Origin of the sequence: Caballeronia sp. GAFFF1 (assembly GCF_023630705.1) — a bacterium.
In the GTDB taxonomy this organism is placed as follows: domain Bacteria; phylum Pseudomonadota; class Gammaproteobacteria; order Burkholderiales; family Burkholderiaceae; genus Caballeronia.
Window position 1 is genome coordinate 1 of record NZ_JALQEM010000062.1, and the last position, 255, is coordinate 255.

The window sequence follows — 255 nt, forward strand, 5'->3', positions numbered from 1 at the left end:
CGTGTAGCCGTTGGTTCCGGCGCCGTTGAGGTAAGTGCCGGTGTTGTCGAATACGCCCGCCGGACTGAAGAGCCGCTGTTCGTTCCAGACGCCGAACTGACCGGCCGCCATTTCGCCCAGTTGGCGCGTGTACGTCACGTCGTAGTTGAGCGCGAAGCCGGTGCCGGGCGTTGCCTTCGGTGTAACCGGAAGCCGGTTGCCGAGGCGCTGCGCGATCTGACGCGACCGGTCGACGTCAAGAAGCGCCTGCTGACG

1 pseudogene is annotated in these 255 nt (G+C 65.5%); it reads right to left on the minus strand.

The window, feature by feature from the left end:
- Positions 1-255, minus strand: a pseudogene (locus tag NCR37_RS28300) (fimbria/pilus outer membrane usher protein); the annotation flags it as partial.